Source organism: Alcanivorax sp. HI0083 (genome assembly GCF_001635175.1).
In genome coordinates this window covers 1-674 of sequence record NZ_LWFX01000497.1, presented here as the reverse complement: position 1 = coordinate 674, position 674 = coordinate 1, and the positions used below count along the sequence as shown (strand labels likewise).

Annotated in this window: 1 protein-coding gene; it reads left to right on the top strand. The window is 61.1% G+C overall.

The window, feature by feature from the left end:
• Window positions 1–82 precede the first annotated feature (82 nt).
• Window positions 83–674 (top strand): glycine cleavage system aminomethyltransferase GcvT (gcvT, locus tag A3754_RS05120; protein ID WP_063519001.1); only part of this gene is annotated, 592 nt, incomplete at its 3' end.

Sequence of the window (674 nt, the reverse complement as noted above, 5' to 3'; positions counted from 1 at the left end):
GGATACGGATTCCCGGCCCAGCCTATGCCGCCCGGCCCCGTGTCGATATAATTCCCCACTCACTCGTTCCATGGTGCTTTTTATGGCTCACCGCACAGCTTTATACGACGCCCATCTCGCTGCTGGCGGCAAGATGGTGGACTTCGGCGGCTGGGATATGCCGATCAATTATGGCTCCCAGATCGAAGAGCATCACGCCGTGCGTCAAAATGCCGGCGTGTTCGATGTCTCCCACATGACCGTGGTGGATATTGCCGGCGCCGGTGCCCGTGATTACCTGCGCCAGCTGCTGGCCAACGACGTGGACCGCATTGATCCGGGCCGCGCCCTGTACACCGGCATGCTTAACGACAATGGCGGCGTGATCGACGACCTTATCGTCTATAAACAGGACAATGGCTACCGACTGGTGGTAAATTGCGCGACCCGTGAGACCGACCTGGACTGGATGGAAAAGCAGGCCGGCGGTTTTGCCGTGGATATTCACGAGCGCCCGGAACTGGCCATGCTGGCGATTCAGGGGCCGAAGGCCCGCGAGATCCTTGCCGGCCTGCTCAGCGGCGCCCGTGCCGAGGCGGTCAGCAGCCTGAAAATTTTTGCCTTCGCGCAGGACGGTGACTGGATGATCGCCCGCACCGGCTACACCGGCGAAGACGGCGTGGAAATCATGCTGC